The sequence below is a fragment of the Variovorax sp. 10N420 genome, from assembly GCF_056394705.1.
The window spans coordinates 556,397-573,893 of the sequence record NZ_JBFTIJ010000001.1 but is presented as its reverse complement, the minus strand read 5'-3'; the positions used below and the strand labels follow the sequence as shown (position 1 = coordinate 573,893).

Sequence of the window (17,497 nt, the reverse complement as noted above, 5' to 3'; positions counted from 1 at the left end):
TCGCCTCCCTTCATTCGAGTGGGTAGAGCTTCACAAGCGCATCCATGCGCTCGCTGTCTTCGCGGATCTGCGCGGCGAACTCGGCAGGCGTGTTCACCAGCGGTTCGGCGCCTGCGGCGGCAATGGTCTTCTGGACCTCGGGGTCCTTCACCGCTTCGCGCATCGCACTGACAATGCCTTGCGTCACATGGGCCGGCGTGCCCTGGGGCGCAAACAGGCCATACCAGGTGACCGACTGGAATTGGGGGTAGCCGGCCTCCGCGGTGGTGGGCACATCGGGCAGTGCGGCTGCGCGCTTCTTGCCTTGCGTGGCGAAGATCCTGAGCGTGCCCGCTTTGTAGTGCGGCAGCGCGGCGGTGATGCCCGTGAAGGCCATGTTCACGTTGTTGGCGATCATGTCCGTCACGATCGCGCCTGTGCCCTTGTAGTTGACGACGATGAGATTCGGAATGCCAGTCTCTGCCGCCAACTGCTTGGCTGACACACGCGCCAGGTTTTCGCCGCTGGCCAGCGAGCAGGGCGTGCTCGCGGTCTTGCAGTAGCTGATGAATTCGCCGAGCGTCTTCGCCGGCAGCTTGGCGCTGGCCACGATGGCAGCGGGCGAGATCGAAACAGCCGTGACCGGTGTCAGGCGCGCGAGCGGATCCACGCCCTTCAGGCCGGGCACATGCTTGGTGACCACGATGGAAGGCACCTGCAGCAGAAGCGTGTAGCCGTCCGGCCTGGCCTCCATCACCCTGCGCGTGCCGATCAGGCCGTCGGCGCCGGCCATGTTCTCCACCACCACCGGCTGACCCCACAGTTCGCCCAGGCGGCGCGCCACGGCCCGCGCAGTGGCGTCGGTGCCGCCGCCAGGCGTATAGGGCACCACGAGTGAAACCGCATGCTCGGGCTTCCATGCGGCCTGCGCGTGGGCCAAGGGGCTGGCAAGCATCGCCGCTACGGCGAGTGCCGCTATTGCGATGGACGTCGGTGGATGTGTTCGTGCCTTGCTTCCTGCTTTCATTCGTGTGTCTCCATGTCTTGTGTTTTCTTTGTTCCCGAGGCCTTGGCTCAAGGTGCTACCGGTGCTATCGGCCCGGCGCTGATAGCGGCCAAGCCCAGGGCCTGCGCTGCCGGTCGGCTGACTGCCAGGCGCGGATCAAAGCGTCGTCCTTGAGCGTGAGACCGATGTCGTCCAGGCCAAGCAGCAGGGCTTCGCGCCGCAGCGGATCGACGGTGAAGGTCTGCGTCCCGACGGCCTCGTGCCTGAGCGTGCAGCCCTGCAGGTCCACGGTGAGCGACGAGCCGTCCGCGCACGCTGCGGCGAGCGCGTCGATCTCCGAGGCCGGCAGGCGAAGCGCGAGCACCCCGTTCTGATAGCAGTTGTTGAAGAAGATGTCGCCGAAGCTGGGCGCGATCACGCAGCGGATGCCCATCCCCATCAGCGCCCACACCGCGCCTTCGCGCGACGAACCGCAGCCGAAGTTCTCTCCGGCCAGCAGGATGGGCGCGCCGCGGAAGGGGGAGCGGTTGAGCACGAAGCCGGGGTCTTCGCTGCCGTCCTCCAGGTAGCGCAGCGCCTCCAGTGCATAGGGACCGAGCTGGTCGCGCGTGAGCGTGGTCAGACGCTCGATGCGGACGATCACGTCGGTATCGACATTGGCGCGCGGCAGGTGCGCAGCGGCGCCGTTGATGCGGACAAAGGGTTGCATGCTCATGCAGCCTCCAACGATCCGACGTCGCAGATGGCGCCCGCGATCGCGGCTGCGGCGGCCATCGCCGGGCTGGCGAGGTGGGTACGCGCACCGGGCCCCTGGCGGCCGACGAAGTTGCGATTGGAGGTGGAGACCGAGCGCTGCTGAGGCGGCACCTGCTCGCCATTGGCCGCGACGCACATGCTGCAGCCGGGTTCGCGCCAGGAGAAGCCGGCGGCCTCGAACACTTCGCGCAGGCCTTCGGCCTCCGCTTCACGCTTCACGTTCTCGGAGCCGGGCACGATCCACGCATTCACACCCGGTGCAATCCTGCGGCCACGCACCACCTCGGCGGCAGCGCGCAGGTCCGACAGACGCGCGTTGGCGCAGGAGCCGATGAAGACCCAGTCCACGGGCGTGCCGGCGATCTTCTGTCCCGGCGCAAGTCCCATGTAGTCCAGCGCGGCGCGGATGTTGTCGCGCTGCGCATCGCTGCCGGCGGTCTGCGGGTCGGGCACGCATCCGTCGACGGCGATGGCGTGTTCAGGACTCGTGCCCCATGTGATGGTGGGACGTACCGCGTCCGCGTCGATCACTACCTCGCGGTCGAAGCGTGCGTCCTGGTCGCTGTGCAGCTCGCGCCACTGCGCGACGGCCGCGTCGAAATCGGCGCCTTGCGGTGCGAATGGGCGGCCGCGCAGATAGTCGAAGGTGCGCTCGTCAGGCGCCACCAGCCCGAAGCGCGCACCGAGTTCCACCGACAGGTTGCACAGGGTCAGCCGCGCCTCCACTTCCATCGCCTCGATCGCCGGACCGGCGAACTCGATGGCGTGGGCCACGCCCGCAGCTGCGCCGAGCCTGCCGATGATGTGCAGCCCGAGATCCTTGGCACTGACGAGTGCGCGCAATCGACCTTCGACGTGCACGCGCATCTGCCGAGGCTTCTGCTGGCGCAGCGTCTGGGTTGTCAGCGCGTGCGTGCTTTCGGAAGAACCCACGCCGAAGGCCATCGCGCCCAGGCCGCCATTGGTGCATGTATGGCTGTCGCCGCAGATCACGGTGAGGCCGGGCAGCACGATGCCCAGTTCCGGTCCCATGACATGCACGATCCCTTGGCCGCGCTCGCCCAGATCGAACATGCGCACCTGCATCTTGTGGCTGAGCTGCTTGAGCGCGCCATGCAGCCGCCCGCCGAGCGGAAATGTGGTCGCAACCCGGCCGGGCTGGCTGGAGACGGCGTGATCCGGCGTGGCAAAGACCAACTCGGGGTTGTGCAGGGCCAGGCCGCGCGCAGCGACCTCGCCCAACGCGGGCGGTCCCGAGAGGTCGTGCAGCAGATGGCGGTCGATGTGCAGCAGAGCCCAGCCGTCGCCCAGGTCGCGCACCACATGCGCGTCCCAGAGTTTGTCGAACAGGGTGCGCGCGGTCATTTCTGCTGCTCCATGGTGGCGCCGGCGTTGAAGCGGGTTCGCAGCGCGTCCCACTCGTCGGCGCCGAACCGGCGGAAGGTCTGGGCCACGCTCTGCGTTACAGCAGGCGCCTGATGGGTACGCTTGAGTTCGGCCAGCGCTGCGTCACCGGCCTCGATGGCCGCCTTGAGCATTAGTCCCGGAAGGATCGCGAGCTTGTAGCCCATCTCTTGCGCTTGCCGCAGGTCGAAGATGGGCGTGCGGCCGCCGGGCACCACGTTGAGCAGGCAAGGGCCTTTTACCTGCCTCGGCACCGCGGCGACTTCCTCGATCGTCTGCGTGGCTTCGACGAAGGCCATGTCGGCGCCGGCGTCGAGCGCCGCGTTGGCGCGCCACACCGCTTCGTCCAGCGACAACACGGCCCGCGCGTCGGTGCGGGCAATGACGATGAAGTACTTGGTGCTTCGTGCCTCTACGGCGGCGCGGATCTTGGAGATGAAGTCTTCACGCGAGACCACCTCCTTGCCGGCGAGATGGCCGCAACGCTTGGGCGAGACCTGGTCCTCGATGTGGATGGCAGCCACACCCCGCGACTCGTATTCGCGCACCGTGCGCGTGACGTTCAGCTCGTTGCCATAGCCAGTGTCGGCATCGGCGATGAGCGGCACCGAGATGGAGCGCGCGATCGTGGCGGCATTGCCGACCATCTCGCTCATGTCCAGCAGGCCGAAGTCGGGAAAGCCGCGCGCTGCGGAAGTGCCGGCTCCGGTCATGTAGACCGCCTGGAACCCTGCCTGCTCGATCAGCCGCGCGCCGATGCCGTCGTAGGCACCAGGGGCAATCACCATGCCGGGGGCGGCCAGCAGTTGTCGAAGAAGCGAGGCGGGATGGCTCATGGGTCGTCTTGTGTCGTTCTAGTTGTATTGAGAATATCACAACATAACGACAAGTCAACAGGCTATGCTCGCGCCTCATGAACACCGAGACGGCGGCAAACCCCATGAACAGCGCACGCGGCACGGCGCTGCACCGGCAAATCTTCCTGGTACTGCGTGACGAGATTTCCCGAGGTCTGTTCGCCAGTGGCGCACTGCCGGGCGAGGAGCAGTTGTGCGAGCGTTTCGGTGTCTCCCGCATCACAGTGCGGCGTGCGCTGAGTGACTTGGCCGCGCTCGGGCTGGTGGAGCGACGCCACGGCCGCGGTACCTTCGTGCGGGGAGGCGCTGGCGCGTCGTGGCGGCCGGCGCCGAGCCTGGGCGTGATCGACAGTCTGCGCAAGACGGCGATCGAGACGGTGGTGCGCGTGTTGGACGTGGTGCAGACCGTGCCGCCAGCCGACGTGGCGCGGCTCCTCGAACTGGTACCCGCCGAGAAGGCGGTGCATGCGCTGCGCGTGCGCTCCAACCGCGACGGCATGCCTGCGATGCTGACCGATGCCTGGGTGCCCGTGGCCATTGGCCGCCGCGCGACCGAGGCCGCGCTGAAGAAACGTGCGCTCTACGAGATCCTGATGGCCCAGGGCGTGAAGTTCGGCCGAGTGGTGCAGGAGATCAGTGCCACCGTGGCCGACCCTCAGCGTGCCGCGCTGCTACAGACCGAGGTGGGCGGCCCCTTGCTCAAGCTGGTGCGGCTGATGCACGACCTGGAGGAGCGCCCGGTGCTGCATCTCACGGCGCACATGGTGGCCGAGCGGGCGACCATCCTCATGGAGATACCGGCCGCCACTGTCAACACGCTCACGGCCGGGCGCATCGTGCTGGATGCGCCAGGCTCGGGCACTGCGGATTGAGGCAGCCACAGCGGTGGCTGCGGGTTCCTACACATCCGCCAAGCCAGCGTCCGACTCGGAGCGGCTGGCGGAATGCGTTTCCAAATTCAGAGAGGCATCCTTTTTGACTATCAAAACCGCCATTTACAGTTTGGTTGTCGCCAGCCGTGTGTAGGATCTCTGAGCTTGTTTAAAAAGCTCTCATGAAGCCAAAAATATTCATTGGATCCTCCAGGGAGGGTCTTGCAATTGCCAACGCGATTCACTCGAATCTCACCTCCGAGACTGAATGCACCGTTTGGAAAGACGGAGTGTTTCAGCCATCGTCCTCCACGCTCATTGACTTGATGCGGATATTGCGAACGTCCGATTTCGCGATCTTCGTGTTTAGTCCGGACGATGTCTCGATGATGCGAGACAACACAGACAAGGTCGTCAGGGACAACGTCCTTTTTGAGCTTGGCTTGTTCATCGGTCGACTCGGCCCGGAGCGTTGCTTTTTCCTCGTGCCCGATCTGGAGAAGATGCGGCTGCCTACCGATCTTTTCGGTGTGAATCCGACAAAGTATGAGTCTGGCCGGAGCGATTCGAATTGGGAAGCAGCGGTAAATCCGGCCTGTATGCAGATTCTTCGGCTAATTAATCAGCTGAAATCATTTCAGGACAGCGTCGAAGAAGTCGAACCGGAGCACGTGCCGATTGCAAAAGCTTCTGCAGTTGCACGCAGCCGCAAAGCGCCGAAGCCTTCGCAAACGGCGGATGCCGCCAAGTTGACCCTTGAGCCGTATAAAAGATCGTTTCTGCTGAAGGGCAACTCAGATCCGCACCGCGCTCGCCTGCTGGGCTTGGGCTATCTGTCTTTCAACGGGACTTTGCAAGCCTGGGTCATTCCCTGGTCGAGGGAAGAAGAAGCTCGGGCTGATCTTGCCGATCTCTTGTGATCGGAAGCGGAGGCTGTGAGATGTGGAGCGGGCGAAGGGAATCGAACCCTCGTATGAAGCTTGGGAAGCTGCCGTTCTGCCATTGAACTACGCCCGCAGCGGCGTGGATTCTACAGTCGGTCTGGGTCGAAATATGCCGCTTCGGGTTGTTCGCGCCAAGCTCAGGGAGTCAGCGCATAACGCCCCAGCACCTCGTGCTGCACAGGGTAGGGCGGCAACCACGATCGCACGAACAAGAACTCCCGCACGTGCCAGCGCACAGGGGCCATCGGCGGGGCCTCCGCGCCCTGAGCGCGCCGGGCGATCGTGATGTGCGGCTTCCATGCAGCGGGCCGCGCCCAAGGCGAGATGGCCTGGCCGACGGCAGCATGCAGCTGCATCAATCCCGCATGCTCGGCAGGACAAACCACGACGATGCCGCGCGACCACACGGCCGGCCTGTCGAGCGTGAGTTCAAGGCTGCTCTCCTGCAGGCCAGCCAGTGCTTTGCCGATGTCCTCGATCTCGTCGGCGGTGCGTGTGCCGAGCAAGGACAACGTGAGGTGCATGCGATGCGACTTGGGCAGGCGACTTCCCTGGGGCGACGTCCATTGATGCCGATAGGCGTCCAGCGCAGCCTGCACTGCGGCATCTGGCGCGAGCCAGACGTACAGCTCCGGCGCTTGGCGGATCACACGATGGTCGGGCGCGCCGCCGAGCGGGCGTTCAGGTAGACGGCGTAAAGCGAGGTCGTCGCGCAAATGAACAAGCGGTTGAGCTTGCGCCCGCCAAAGCAAACGTTGGCGACGGCTTCGGGCAGGTGGATTTTTCCGATCAGTTCGCCATCGGGTGTGTAGCAGTGCACGCCGGCACCCGCGCTGGTCCACAGGTTGCCGTTCGTGTCCACTCTGAAGCCGTCGAAAAGGCCGTCCTCGCATTGCGCGAACACGTCGCCTCCGGTCACGGTGCGGCCGTCGTCCCGGACGCGAAAACGCCGGATGTGACGCGGTCCGTCCGGCACGTGCGTGGCGCCTGTGTCGGCGACATACAGCCATTGTTCGTCCGGCGAGAAAGCCAATCCGTTGGGCTGCACGAAGCCATCGGCGACGCGTGTGATGGCGCTGAGGTCGGCTTCGATGCGATAGATGCAGCGGTCGCCGATCTCGCTTGGCGCGGCATCGCCTTCGTAGTCGCTGTCGATGCCGTAGCTCGGGTCGGAAAACCAGATGCTGCCGTCCGATTTGACGACCACGTCGTTGGGCGAGTTGAAGCGCTTGCCCTCGAAATGCGAAGCGAGCACGGTGCGCGTGCCGTCGTGCTCGGTGCGCGACACGCAGCGTCCGCGGTGCTCGCACGAGACGAGGCGTCCCTGCTGATCGACGGTGTGGCCGTTGGTGTTCATCGCGGGTTGGCGGAAGACCGACACGGAGCCGTCCGTTTCGTCCCAGCGCATCATGCGGTCGTTGGGGATGTCTGACCACACGAGGTAGCGGCCCGCCGCGAACCATGCCGGCCCTTCGGACCATCGGCAGCCGGTGTAGAGCTTTTCGATCTGTGCGTTGGGAAAAACGAGCTTGCGGAATCGAGGGTCGATCATCTCGACGCCGGGTGCGATTTCGATGGTCATGTGGCGCTCCTCTGTTTGATTGCGGGTCTGGTCAGTTCGATTGGCGGCGGCCGCGTCCGTACACCAGCAGCATCGCGATGATCACCACGCCATAGGTGACCTGGCGGCCCATCTCAGGAATCTGCATCACCGACAGAATGGATTGCAGCAGGGTAATGAGTATGACGCCGACGACGGTCCCGAGATACGAGCCTTGGCCGCCCAGGATGTTCGTGCCGCCGAGCACGACCGCGGCGATGGCGGGCAGCTGATAGGCATCGCCCATGGCCTGATAAGCCTTGGTCGAATAGCCGGTCAGCAGCACGCCGCACGCGGCCGAGCAGGCGCCGGCAATGACGAAGCACAGCAGGGTCACGCGGCGCGTGTCGATGCCCGACAGGTACGCGGCACGCTCGCGATTGCCGACGGCATAGATCGCCCGGCCCAGCGTCGTGCGATGCAGCATGAACATCGTGGCTGCACCAACGGCGATCCACACCAGCAGTGCGTTCGGAATGCCGAGCAGCGATCGGCCCGTGGCGATCAGGTGCATGGCAGGCGTCGCGCGGTCCTGCGGCGCGAAGCCGCCGGTCTGCACCACGATCAGGCCTTGCGCGACCGCGTTGATGCCGAGCGTGAAGATCATCGACGGCACGCGCAGGTAGGCCACGCCGATGCCGTTGAGCAACCCGAGCGCGGCACCACACAGAATGCCGAAGGGAATCGCAAGCACCTCACCCGCGCCGCCCCACCAGCCTGCCGCGGCCGCCGACATCATTCCGCCCACGGTGACCAGCCATGGCACCGAAAGATCGATACCGCCCAAGAGGATGACCAGCATGGCGCCCGTCGCGATCACGCCGAGGAACGATGCGATCTGCAACTGCAGCAGCAGGTAGTCGACCGACAGGAAGTTCTTCGAATAGAGACTCCCGATCAGCAGCAGCGCGACCGTACACAAGGCACCCGCCAGCACCGGAAGATGCCCTGAACGCCTGAGTCGAACCGCCAGCGTCGTCATAGCCTCGTCGGGAAATACCGCGGAACCGGCTTTGCCGGGCCGCTGGTATTGCCCCCTGCAAGGGGGTGTGCGGCCACACGAAGTGGGCAAGCCTGGGGGTGTTTCATGGCTATTTGAAGAGATCGAGCCGGTTGTTGATCTTGAGCAGGCGAATCGATCCGAAGCTCACGGCCGTCAGCAGGATGACACCCTGGAAGAGCGGCTGCCAGAGCGGCTCGAGGTCGAAGACGAACAGAAGATCGCCGATGGTGCGGAGCACGAAGGCGCCGAAGATCGAGCCGATGGCGCTGCCCGCACCCCCTGAAAGCACCGTGCCGCCAATGACGACGGCCGCGATCGAGTTCAGCGTATAGACGCCGCCGATGGCCGAAGACGCTTCTCCCGAATAGGTCACGAAGGTCAGCAGCAGCCCACCGATCGCCGCCAGAAGGCTCGCGAGCGTGTAGGTGACGATCTTCGTGCGGCCGATCGCCACGCCCGACATGTAGCTTGCGTTCTCCGACGATCCGATCGCCATGGCTGCGCGGCCAGTGGCCGAGTGCCGATAAGGCACCCATATCAACAACACGACACCCACGAGCACGACCAGCATGGTGGGGATACCGCCCGGCAATGCGCCGGTCAGTGCGTCGGCGAGGTCGGCTTGCACGTCGCCGCCGGGCACCGGACGCAGGCCCAGCGCAAGCCCGAAGTACACGATGCCCGTGGCCAGCGTCGTGATGATCGGCTGCAAGCGCCCGTACACGATGATGACGCCGTTGATGAAGCCGCACAGCGCGCCGCTCGCCAGCACCGCCACGATGCCCATCCCCGCCTGCAGCGGCGTCCCGATCACGAGATGCGACGCCAGGCAGTTGGCAAGAACGAACACCATTCCGACCGAGAGATCGATGCCCGCGGTGAGCACCGGCAGTGTCTGCGCCATTGCGACGATGGCGAGCAGCACGCCCTTGTTTGCCGCCGTGGTCAGGACCGCCGCATTCCAGCCGACCGGATGCTTGGTGATGTACAGCGCAAAGATCACGACGAACATCGCCATCGTCGCGAAGGTGGCGCGGTGTTCGCGCAGATGAAAGTGCCAGTCAGGACGCATCATGCCGCCGCCGTTTCGAGGTTGAGGGCGCTCGACACCAGCGCCCGTTCGGTCAGCTCGGCACCCGCCAGCCAACGCACGATGCGGCCGTCGAAGAACACGGCGACCCGATCGCAGCAGCCGATCAGCTCGGCGTAGTCGGTCGAATAGAGCACCACCGCCGCGCCCTCATCGGCGAGATTGCGAATCAGCGCGTACATCTCCTGCTTCGTGCCGACGTCGATGCCACGGGTCGGATCGCTCAGCAGCAGGATGCGCGGGGAGTTGATCAGCCATTTGCCGATCACCACCTTCTGCTGGTTGCCACCGGACAGATTGCCGACGGCGTCGCCCGTCTCGGCCACCTTGATCGACAGGCGCCGCACCATGCCCGAAACGGCCTTGTCTTCTTCCGCCGGCAGCAGCACGCCGACGCGGCTGAGCCGATCGAGCGCAGCAAGGCTCAGGTTGTCATTGACCGACATGGGCAGCATGAGCCCATCGGTCTTGCGGTCTTCCGGCACCAGCGCCAAGCCCAGCTCCCGGCTCTTGGCTTGGCGCGGGTCACGCACCCGAACCGGCTTGCCGTCGAGCAGGACTTCACCGCTCACTCCGCGAAGCACGCCGAAGAGCGCGAGAAAGAGTTCGCGCTGGCCTTGGCCGTCCAGCCCACCGAGCCCGACGATCTCGCCAGGCCAGACCTTGAGGTCGATGTCGTGCAGCTTCGAACTCCACGAAAGGCCGCGTGTTTCCAGCGCCGGGGGACCGGTCGCGGTCACTGCGCGCGGCGGCGGTTTGGGCGGGAACGCATGCTCGATGTCCCGGCCGATCATCATCTCGATCGTCTCGGCATTGCTGCGCGTGCCGGCCTCGAAGGTCGCGACGTGGCTGCCGTTGCGAAACACCGAGCAATCGTCCGCCAGCTCGGTGATCTCGTTCATGCGGTGCGAGATATAGACGATCGCCAGTCCCTCGCTGCGCAGCCGCTTGAGCAGCGTGAACACGCGCCGGACGTCGGCCGCGGTCAGCGCTGAAGTCGCTTCGTCGAGGATCAGGATCTTCGGGTCGCGAGCCAGCGCCTTCGAGATCTCCACCATCTGCCGCCGCGACAAGGTCAGGCTCTCGACCGGCGCGAGTGGATGAATGTCCTCGGCCCCGGCACGCGCCAGCGCCGCTTCGGCAATGCGCCGTTGCGCGGCGCGGTCGATGAGGCCGAGCCGCCGCGGTGGGTTGGTGATGCAGATGTTGTCGGCCACGCTCAGGTCGGGCATCAACGACAGCTCCTGGAAGATGCACGCGATGCCCGCCGAGACCGCTTCTTGCGGATGCGCGAAACGGCGCTCCACGCCCTCCAGCACGATGCGGCCTTCGTCGGGCCGCACCACGCCCGCCATCATCTTGATCAGCGTCGACTTGCCCGCGCCGTTTTCGCCGAGCACCGCATGAATGCGCCCCGGCGCGCAGGAAAAACTCGCGTGCTCCAGCGCTCGCACGCCGCCGTAGCGCTTCGAGACGTCGATCAGGCGAAGGATCGGTTCCAAGGCGGAATCAGTTGTTCTTCTCGTCCTTGGACATGATGTCGGTCGCCTTCAGGTTCACATCGCAAGGCGGGAAGTCGTTGGTGGTGAAGAAGTTGTCCGTCAGGTCGGGGAAGTAGTTCTGGCCGGCCTTGAAATTCGGGTGCGTCGCCACCGGGATCGGCACCGAGATCATCTGCGGCATCACCTTGCCTTGCAGCGCTGCCACAGCCGCCTTCATCGAAATAGCGACCAGGCCCGGGGACTGCCCGAGCGAGGCGCAGAGCAGGCCTTCCTTGGCGTGCTCCACGCACAGCTTGCGGAAGCCGTTCTCGGCCTCGCCAGCGACCGGAATCATCTTGTGCTTCGCGTCGATCAGCGCGCGCACCGCGCCGGTCGATCCGCCCTGCACGAACATCCCGTCGAAGTTCTTGTGGACTGCCACGGCATCCGCCACGGCCTTCTGGGCGGTGCCGTCGTCCCAGTTGCCGACCACCTCGACGACCTCGAACTTGTTGCCGGGCGCCTCCACCACCTTGCGGAACCCGAGGTGGCGGTCACGGTCCACCGAATTGCCCGGCACGCCGCGCACTTCAAGCAGCTTGCCGCTCTTGCTCGGGATGTTCTTTACCAGCCATTCTCCGGATTGCTGGCCGATCGCGAGCTGGTCTTCGTTGACCATCATGACCTGATCGCTGTCGAGCACGTTGTCGAAAGGCACGACCACAACGCCCGCCGCGTTGGCGCGCTTGATGACTGGCGCGAAAGCCGTTGGATTGACCGCGATCGTCACGATGGCGTCGTAGCCCGAGTTGATGAAGTTGTCGATCGCAGCGATCTGTGCGGCCACGTCCGTGCCGGTCGAGACGATCTTGAATTCCTTGATCTGCGATTTCATCTCCGGCGTCGCCGCGTAGGCCTTTGCCATCTTGATCATCTGGATGCGCCAGGTGTTGCCGACGAAGCCGTTCGCAAGAGCGATCCGATACGGCCCTTTCTTGGCGGGCCACTGGAAGTACTTCGTGTTGGCGTCCCATGGTTTGAAGCACGCCGGGTTCTCGCCAGGCCCGCTGACGACCGAAGGGCCGGCCGCGAGCGCGGAAGTTGCAACCAATGCCGCAGCCGCGGCCACCATGCCAAAGCGTAAAGTCATTGCCGTCTCCTGTTGTATCGGATCTGGGCCTGGTTGCGCGGTACCGGCCACGGGCATCACAACGCCGCGCATACCCGCGCACCGGGCGGTGCGCGAGTTGCCCGATCATCATATGAATTCGTTGCCTTTTGACCGGCTTGGGACATACCCTTGCACGCACCGAAGTAACCTCTGCTTGCAGGTTGCGGCAGAATTCAGCGATGAAGAAACTTCCTGTCGAAGCGAGCTTGCTTCTCGTCGATGACGATCCTTCCGTCATCCAGGTTTTGAGTCGGATACTTTCGGATTACACGACCGTCCGGTTCGCGACCTGCGGTACCGATGCGCTGTTGCTCAGCAAGCAGGCACGGCCCGATCTGATCCTGCTGGACGCGCAGATGGGCGACATGAGCGGCCTTCAAGTCTGCGAGGCCCTGAAGGCCGATCCTTCGCTCGCCGATGTGCCCGTGATCTTCGTGAGCAGCCACCAGGAATCGGCGCTCGAAGTCGCCGTCCTGGAAATGGGCGCCGTCGATTTCATCCGCAAGCCTTTCAACGCCCAGCAGGTGCTCGCGCGCGTGAACACGCAGCTCAAGCTGAAGCGGCTTTCAGACGACTTGCGCCGTCTTTCGCGCGTCGATGCGCTCACGGGATTGCCCAACGAGCGTGCCTTTGCGGAGACCATGGCACGCGAGATCGCCCGCGCGGAAGAGGCCGGGAAGGACATCGCGCTGGTGCTGTTCGAAGCCGATTTCTTCCAGTCCTTCGAGGCCCTGTACGACCGCAAGGCGGCGGACGCTTGTCTCGCCGCGATCGGCGACGCATTGCGACGCAGCGTGCGCCGTCCCGGCGACTTCGCGATGAAGCTCGATCGCGAACGATTCGCGCTGGTTCTTCCCGATTCATCGGCCAAGGATGCGCTGCACGTCGCCAACCGCGTCCTGCGCGCGGTGGAAGTGCTGGACATCAGCCACCAGGGCTCCGCGGTGTCGCGGCATGTGACCTGCAGTGCAGGCGCGGCATGCCTCGACGCTGCTGCCCGAGGCGCGCTCTCCGCGGCAGGTGCGGCCCCCGGAGAAGCGCTGGCGGCCGCAGCCGGCGCTGCGCTCGCAGCGGCGGCAAGCGCAGGGCGCGCACAAGCCGCTTTGCAGGCGCCGGCGGCCGCGCCAGAGCCAGGCGCCGAGGCGGACTGAGCCTCGCTGTGGGCCTTCGCCACTCCGCTCGATCGCTGATCTGGCTTGTCGTCGGCCTTTGCGGGGCAGGGGGCGCCGCGCTGTGGCAGGCCAACTACAACGAAACACTGTCGCAGGAGCGCTTCGATGCGCTCTCGCGCCGTGCCGTCGAGCAGGTGAGTTCGCGCATGCATGCCTATGAGACCGGCCTGCTGGGTGTGCGCGGTGCCGTCATTGCGGCGGGCGGCGAGACCGGCATTGCCCGGCTGCGCTTTGCGCAGTCCATAGCCTCGCGCGACCTGGGGCGGGAATTTCCCGGTTCGGGCGGCTTCGGATTCATCCGCCGTGTGCCCGTCGCCCAGGAAGCTGCATTCGTCGCCGCCGCGCGCCTGGACGGCAAGCCCGATTTCCAGATCCGGCAGTTGGGCACGAACGATGGCGAGCGCTTCGTCATCCAGTATCTCGAACCTCTCGATGCATCGAGCCCCGCAATCGGACTCGACATCGCGTCCGAGCCGCACCGGCGCGCAGCGGCAGAGGGTGCCATGCGCAGCGGCGAGATGACGCTGACCGCGCCGATCACATTGGTGCAGGCGCCGAATGCGCCTCGTGTGGAGCGCTCGGTCGCACTGCTGCTGCCGGTCTATCGCGCCGATGCGCAACTTGGAAGGCTCCAGCAGCGCCAGCGCCGTTCCGCCGCCGCGCGCGGAGGACCGGATGACGTGATCGGCTGGGTCTACTCGCCGCTGCTGATCAATGAAGTGTTGAAGGGGTTCGATTACCAGGACGGCGAATTCGCGATGACCTTGGTCGACGCGACGCCCGGCGCCACGCCCGAGCGCTTCTTCATGTCGCCGGGGCGGATCGGTGCGCAGCCCGAAGCGCTCAAGCGCGCGCTCCCGCTGCAGCTTTATGGCAGAACGTGGATGGTGGAGGTGAGCGCGCAACCGCCGTTCGTCACGGCACTGAACCTGCGCAGTCCCTTGGCTGTCTTCCTGATCGGCGCGATGCTGGCGCTGCTTCTGGCGCTCGTGTCTTTCATCGAGCAGTTGAACCGGCGCCGCAGCGCGCTCGCCGGCGTGCAGCAGTCACGGCTCGCGGCCATCGTGACCAGTTCGAACGACGCTGTCATCGGGCTGCGCCTCGACGGCACGATCACCGACTGGAACGCCGCCGCCAGCAAGATCTTCGGCTACAGCATCGAGGAAGCCCTGGGCAAACCCATACAGGCGCTGCTGCTGCCGCCCGATCATGTCGGAGAAGAAGAGACGCTGCTGCGCCATATGGCGGAAGGCAAGTCGGTTGCCGCGTTCGAGACCTTCCGGCGCCACCGTGACGGCTCCCCCGTGGCGGTCTCTGTCGCGGCGGCGCCGATCCGCTCGGCGCGAGGCCACGTCGTGGGCGCGGCCGAAACGGTGCGCGACATCACGCACGAGAAGGCGAGCAAGGCGCACATCCTCGAACTCAATGCGACGCTCGAACAGCAGGTGCTCGAACGCACCGCGCAGCTGGTGGCGCTGTCGACGCGCGAGCGCGCGATCCTCGAAGGCGCGGCCAGCGCGATCATCGCAACCGACGTCAAGGGCATGGTGACGCTGTTCAACCCCGCCGCGGAGGCACTGCTGGGCTATTCGGCTGCCGAGGTGGTCGATCGCATGGAGATGAACAGCTTCCATGACGCGATCGAAATCCATGGACGCTCCGTTGCGCTCACCACCGAACTGGGCCGTCCGCTGGAAGTGTGCGAGGTGTTCGCGCCGGCAGCGGGCACGGGCCGCGCACAGCCGAGGGAGTGGACCTATGTGCGCAAGGACCGCACCCGCGTCCTTGTGCATCTGAACGTGAGCCCGCTGCGGGATGCCGCCGGCACGGTGATCGGCTTCATCGCCATCGCGACCGATCTCTCCCAGCGCAAGGCCGCCGAAGAAAGAGTGCGCAACAACGAGCGCTTCATGCGCATCGTGACCGACAACATCCCTGGTGTCGTCGCCTACTGGACGCGCGACCTGCGCTGTACCTTCGCCAACAGTGCGCATCTGCGATGGATGGGGCACACGGCGAGGCAGATGATCGGCATGACGTGGACCGAATTGCTCGGGCCGGAAATCTCCCGCATCAACGAGCCCTATGTGCGCTCGGCACTTGCCGGAAAGGACCAGCGCGTGATGCGCACGCGCACGGTGGCTGATGGCTCGCTCCTGCACTACTGGCTGCATTTCGTGCCAGACCGCGACGATCAAGGCGTCGTGCAGGGCTTCATTACCGTCGCCGTGGATGTCACTGACATGCGCGAGGCGCAGGAGCAATTGGAGCGACTGAATCTGGCGCTGAACGAGCGCAGCGCGCAGGCGGAGTCGGCGAGCAAGGCGAAGAGCGAGTTCCTGGCGAACATGAGCCATGAAATCCGCTCGCCGCTCAATACCGTCATCGGATTGGCGTACCTGCTGCGGCAGACGGAACTGGACGATCGGCAGCGCGATTTCCTGCAGAAGATCGACACCGCGGGCAATGCGCTGCTGGGCGTCATCAACGACATCCTGGACATCTCGAAGATCGAAGCCGGCGAGATGGTGCTGGACCAGTCCGACTTCGGCTTGCGCGGACTGCTCGAAGACGTGATCGCCATGACGACGATGGGCGCCGCCAGCAAGGGGATCGCGCTGCAGCTGAATGGGGAACCCGATCTGCCGGCATGCCTGCATGGCGACGTCACGCGCATCCGGCAGATTCTCGTCAACCTGCTGAGCAACGCCGTCAAGTTCACCGCCAAGGGGACGGTGCGGCTTTCCGCGAGCGTGCAAGAAGGATTGCAGGACGGAGTGCCGGACCGAGTGCGCCTGCGGCTTGCCGTCACGGACACAGGCATCGGTATCGAGCCCGAGGTTCTCGACCGGCTCTTCATGCCTTTCACGCAGGCCGACACATCGACGACACGGCGCTTCGGCGGCACGGGGCTCGGCTTGTCGATCGTCAAGCAACTCACCGAACTGATGGGCGGCGAGTTCGGCGTGGAGAGCATGCCGGGAAGTGGAAGCACGTTCTGGGTGGTCCTGCCGCTGGACGTCGTGAGTGAAGACGCCATGGCGCCAGCTGCATCGGGCGGCGGCCTGCAAGAGCGGCGGCTTTCGGGAATGCGCATCCTCGTCGTGGACGACAGTCCTGTCAACCTGGAGGTATGCCAGCACATCCTCGAACGCGAAGGCGCTCGCATCGGCGTTGCATCGGACGGTCGCGAGGCGGTCGAGCGGCTGCGCATGGAGCCGCACGGATTCGATGCGGTGCTGATGGACGTCCACATGCCGATCCTCGATGGCAACGAGGCCACGCGGCTGATTCGCGGCGAACTCGGCCTGCATGCGCTGCCGGTGATTGCGCTGACGGCGAGTGCGCTCATCGCGGACAGAGAGCGTGTGCTGGAAGCCGGCATGAATGACTTTGTGACCAAACCCTTCGATGTCGACGCCTTGGTGCGCACGGTGCGTCGTTGCGCAGGGTGGGGCAATGCCGCTTCTGCACCGGCGACGCGAGCAACGGCGGTCGCGGCCCCACTGCCCTCGGATTGGCCCGCGATCGAAGGCGTCGATGCGGCGGATGCTTTTCGCCGCCTGGGCGGTGACCGGGCGCTTTTTCTCAGCGTCTTGCGCGGCCTGCTGGGCGAGTTCCGGGACTTGGCGGGCGAGACGATCGCGCTGCCGGCCGGCCAGGCGGAGGCGTTGGCCGCGCGGCTGCACAAGCTGCAGGGCAGCGCCGGGCTGATCGGCATCGACCGCGTGCGCCAATCGGCCAGTGCGGGCGAGGCGGCGTTGAAGTCCGGTGACGCCGATCGGGCCGAGCAGGCGCTTCGCGACTTGGGCGCTGCGCTGCGGAGGGTCGATGCATCCGCGCGGCCCTATCTCGAGTCGGCAGAAGCGGACGAAGTCGACGGACCCGACGAAGCCGATGTCACGGACGCACCGCCAGTCGACCCGGAAGGACTCGCGCGGCTGACCGACACCCTGGAAAGTCAGGACTTCGCGGCCATGACCTGCTTCGAGGAGGTGGGCCCGTCGCTGCGTGCCGCGCTAGGGGCGGAACGCTTCGCGGAACTGGACGGCGCGGTCAAGACGCTCCAGTTCAAGAGAGCGGTCGAGATCCTGCGCGCACACGCTGGCGATTTCATGCCCAAACCTATAATCGAATGTTCAAGCAGATCAAGCAGTTAGGT

Annotated in this window: 14 protein-coding genes and 1 tRNA gene; 4 read left to right on the top strand and 11 right to left on the bottom strand. The window is 65.4% G+C overall.

Going from position 1 to position 17,497, the window contains the following annotated elements:
- Window positions 1-10: 10 nt before the first annotated feature.
- The 4 genes from AC1DEK_RS02660 to AC1DEK_RS02645 form a co-directional block, all read right to left on the bottom strand.
- Complete coding sequence (locus tag AC1DEK_RS02660; RefSeq protein ID WP_478123636.1) at window positions 11-1,006, bottom strand: Bug family tripartite tricarboxylate transporter substrate binding protein; 996 nt, start codon at window positions 1,004-1,006, stop codon at window positions 11-13.
- Between the two features lie 64 nt (window positions 1,007-1,070).
- Window positions 1,071-1,694: a 3-isopropylmalate dehydratase small subunit gene (gene leuD, locus AC1DEK_RS02655; RefSeq protein WP_478123982.1), complete on the bottom strand. Its 624-nt coding sequence runs from the start codon at window positions 1,692-1,694 to the stop codon at window positions 1,071-1,073.
- A 2-nt stretch (window positions 1,695-1,696) separates the two neighbouring features.
- A complete protein-coding gene (gene leuC, locus AC1DEK_RS02650; RefSeq protein WP_478123635.1) occupies window positions 1,697-3,106 on the bottom strand; it encodes a 3-isopropylmalate dehydratase large subunit in 1,410 nt (469 codons plus the stop codon).
- Window positions 3,103-3,981 (bottom strand): isocitrate lyase/PEP mutase family protein, encoded by an 879-nt coding sequence (locus AC1DEK_RS02645; protein ID WP_478123634.1) that lies wholly within the window; start codon window positions 3,979-3,981, stop codon window positions 3,103-3,105. Before AC1DEK_RS02645 ends, leuC begins: the two co-directional genes overlap by 4 nt.
- A gap of 77 nt (window positions 3,982-4,058) precedes the next feature.
- On the opposite strand from AC1DEK_RS02645, the gene AC1DEK_RS02640 reads away from it, so the two are divergent.
- Together AC1DEK_RS02640 and AC1DEK_RS02635 are read left to right on the top strand one after the other, a co-directional pair.
- Window positions 4,059-4,874, top strand: a complete 816-nt coding sequence (locus AC1DEK_RS02640) for a GntR family transcriptional regulator (protein ID WP_478123633.1) — start codon at window positions 4,059-4,061, stop codon at window positions 4,872-4,874.
- Between the two features lie 182 nt (window positions 4,875-5,056).
- Window positions 5,057-5,794, top strand: coding sequence for a TIR domain-containing protein (locus tag AC1DEK_RS02635; protein ID WP_478123632.1), 738 nt, complete (start codon window positions 5,057-5,059; stop codon window positions 5,792-5,794).
- A gap of 23 nt (window positions 5,795-5,817) precedes the next feature.
- On the opposite strand, the gene AC1DEK_RS02630 is transcribed toward AC1DEK_RS02635, so the two are convergent.
- The 7 genes from AC1DEK_RS02630 to AC1DEK_RS02600 form a co-directional block, all read right to left on the bottom strand.
- Window positions 5,818-5,891: transfer RNA gene (locus tag AC1DEK_RS02630), tRNA-Gly, on the bottom strand.
- Between the two features lie 64 nt (window positions 5,892-5,955).
- Entirely contained in the window at window positions 5,956-6,468 is a 513-nt protein-coding gene (locus AC1DEK_RS02625) for a 2'-5' RNA ligase family protein (RefSeq protein WP_478123631.1), read from the bottom strand.
- Window positions 6,465-7,400 carry an SMP-30/gluconolactonase/LRE family protein gene (locus AC1DEK_RS02620; protein WP_478123630.1) on the bottom strand — a complete coding sequence of 312 codons (936 nt, stop codon included), beginning with the start codon at window positions 7,398-7,400 and terminating at the stop codon, window positions 6,465-6,467. Before AC1DEK_RS02620 ends, AC1DEK_RS02625 begins: the two co-directional genes overlap by 4 nt.
- Window positions 7,401-7,431: 31 nt before the next feature.
- Complete coding sequence (locus AC1DEK_RS02615; protein ID WP_478123629.1) at window positions 7,432-8,400, bottom strand: ABC transporter permease; 969 nt, start codon at window positions 8,398-8,400, stop codon at window positions 7,432-7,434.
- A 109-nt stretch (window positions 8,401-8,509) separates the two neighbouring features.
- Window positions 8,510-9,496, bottom strand: a complete 987-nt coding sequence (locus AC1DEK_RS02610) for an ABC transporter permease (protein ID WP_478123628.1) — start codon at window positions 9,494-9,496, stop codon at window positions 8,510-8,512.
- Complete coding sequence (locus tag AC1DEK_RS02605) at window positions 9,493-11,013, bottom strand: sugar ABC transporter ATP-binding protein (RefSeq protein WP_478123627.1); 1,521 nt, start codon at window positions 11,011-11,013, stop codon at window positions 9,493-9,495. Before AC1DEK_RS02605 ends, AC1DEK_RS02610 begins: the two co-directional genes overlap by 4 nt.
- A 7-nt stretch (window positions 11,014-11,020) precedes the next feature.
- The gene (locus AC1DEK_RS02600; RefSeq protein ID WP_478123626.1) at window positions 11,021-12,142 is read right to left on the bottom strand and encodes a sugar ABC transporter substrate-binding protein; all 1,122 of its coding nucleotides are present in this window, start codon (window positions 12,140-12,142) and stop codon (window positions 11,021-11,023) included.
- 200 nt (window positions 12,143-12,342) lie between these two features.
- On the opposite strand from AC1DEK_RS02600, the gene AC1DEK_RS02595 reads away from it, so the two are divergent.
- Together AC1DEK_RS02595 and AC1DEK_RS02590 are read left to right on the top strand one after the other, a co-directional pair.
- Entirely contained in the window at window positions 12,343-13,314 is a 972-nt protein-coding gene (locus tag AC1DEK_RS02595; RefSeq protein ID WP_478123625.1) for a diguanylate cyclase domain-containing protein, read from the top strand.
- Between the two features lie 8 nt (window positions 13,315-13,322).
- Window positions 13,323-17,495, top strand: a complete 4,173-nt coding sequence (locus AC1DEK_RS02590) for a CHASE domain-containing hybrid sensor histidine kinase/response regulator (RefSeq protein WP_478123624.1) — start codon at window positions 13,323-13,325, stop codon at window positions 17,493-17,495.
- Window positions 17,496-17,497: the final 2 nt, after the last annotated feature.